2 protein-coding genes are annotated in these 2,152 nt (G+C 62.5%); both read right to left on the bottom strand.

From position 1 onward, the window contains the following. Positions 1-205 precede the first annotated feature (205 nt). A complete protein-coding gene (locus I5W_RS22705) occupies positions 206-1,045 on the bottom strand; it encodes an ABC transporter substrate-binding protein (protein ID WP_044530951.1) in 840 nt (279 codons plus the stop codon). Positions 1,046-1,229: 184 nt separating this feature from the next. Further along, positions 1,230-2,152, bottom strand: a 923-nt coding sequence (locus I5W_RS22710) for a c-type cytochrome (RefSeq protein ID WP_044530952.1), incomplete at its 5' end; no start/stop codon positions are given.

The following is a 2,152-nucleotide window of genomic DNA, read 5'->3' on the forward strand; positions in this document are numbered from 1 at the left end:
CGATGGAGCCGTCGAGCACGGCGATGCTCAGGCCCAGCACGACGGTGGCAATGGCCAGTAGGCGTTGGCGCGGTGGCAGGCCATCATGATTGGTATGAAGGGAAAGACCAGGGGCGGAAACAGACACGATACGTTGCGGGACGAAAGGACGACGAAAAGGACGACGAAAAAAATATGAAGAAAAAGGCAAGGCAGCGGCAAGCCGCTAGCGGAAGCTAGCAATCGGGGTCAGTTTCTTGTCGCGGGCAATGTTGAACTTGGTCTTGGGGCCAAACCACTTGCTCCACAGGGCATCGATCTCGCCCTCTTTTTCCAGCGCTGCCAGGGCCTGGTTGACCGCATCGAGCAGCTTGTGCTCGCCCTTCTTGACACCCAACGCAGTCGGCTCCCAGGCCAGCGCCCCTTCGACGAACCGGAAGCGTCCCCCCGACTCGTTGACGAAGCGAATGCCCGAGGGCATCGAGATGGCCAGCGCATCGACCTTGCCCTGGGCCAAGGCCAGGAAGGCTTGCGGGGTATCAGGGAAGGTCACCAAGGTGGCCTTGGGCAACACCCGGTGCGCGGCCTGTTCCGGAGTCGAATTGCGGTTGGCGCTGATGCGCTTGTCGGCCAGGTCCGATACCAGGTTCAGGCCGGAATCACTGTGCACGATCAGCTTGATCGGATTCTGGTAATGCGCGGCGGTGAAGTCGATCTGGTGCGCCCGCTGGCGGGTGTAGCCCAACGCCGCCGACAACAAGTCGGCCTGGCCCTGCATCAGGGTCGGCAGGCGTGCTTCCACGGTCACGCTCTTGTGTTGCATCCGCACACCCAGCTTGCGCGCCACGGCGCTACACATGTCGACGTCGAAACCGACGATCTGGCTGGTCTGCGGATCGGGAAAACCCAAGGGTTCATTGTTGGCCAGCGTGGCACAGATCAAGGAGCCGCGCGCCTGGATCTCGGCCAGACGGTCAGCATGGGCAGCAACTGGAAAAAGCGAAACACTGGCCACCAGCAAGCTGCCCATGCCCAGGTTTTTCAGGTGCTGCGAAATCTTTTTCATGCTTTTCCTCATTGAATGTCGAGGATAGCCTGAAACAATCCCAACTGTCACTCGCAGCAGACAGCGGCTGGAACACTTGCCAAAACAAACTGCACGACTCTCACAAAAAATGCCGGCCAGGGTCGGCTGGACGGCATCTGGTATGACATGTCCAGCCCTAGATGACGGGCCTGCACCCGCAGTATCAACCCGGCTGGCGCGCGCGTCGGCGCCACCAGAACACCGCTCCCAGCAGAACCAGCACCAGCACGGCCAGGCCGGCGCGGGCCAGCCACAGCAGCGGGGAAGCCTCGCCCCCGGCGCGCAGGACCTTGACGCGCTCGCCACTGATGGCAACCTTGCTGCCGCCGATGTCCTGCATCAGGTAATTGGTGACGGCGGCGATCTCTTCATCGTTGAGGGTATGGGCAAAGCCGATCATGCCCTGCCCATGCTCGGGCAGCACGCCTTCCAGGATGGCCATGGCGACGTTGTCGGCATTGGGCTGGCGCAGTAATGGATGCTGCTGCAACGAGGGCAGGCCATTCTGGCCCTGCCCTGCTGTGTTATGGCAGGAGGCGCAGTTGTTGAGGTAGATGCGTGCACCCGGACTGAGCGCCGCCAGCGCCTGCGGCGTATCGTCGCCCTGCACCGGGATCAGTCCGGTGGCTGTCGGTGCACGGGCAAGCGTTGCGGCAGCCGGTGCTGGGCTGCTGAGCGCCGGCAGCAGATAGGTCGCCATCGCTTGCAGATCCTCGCGGCTCATGCGCGAGAAACTCTTTTCGATGGCTTCGAGCATGGGGCCACCCGCCGTGGCGCCATTGCCGGCGTGACCCGTGGCCAGGTAATCGACCAGCATTTCACGCGTCCAGGCCGGTTTGGCCTGCAACGCTGCCGGGCTGATGTCGGGGGCATACCAATTGCCCAGCGAAGCGCCTTGCAGGCGACGGTCCAGTTGCTCGGCCATCAGGAAGTTGCGCGGGGTGTGGCAGGTACTGCAATGAGCCAGCCCCTGTACCAGATAGGCGCCGCGATTGAACTGGGCCGATTGCGTGGGATCAGGTTCAAAGGGCTTGCGATCCAGGAACAGCCAGTTCCAGGCTTTCATGGTCAGGCGGATGTGAAGGG

Source organism: Herbaspirillum sp. B65, assembly GCF_000333555.1.
GTDB lineage: Bacteria > Pseudomonadota > Gammaproteobacteria > Burkholderiales > Burkholderiaceae_D > Herbaspirillum > Herbaspirillum rubrisubalbicans.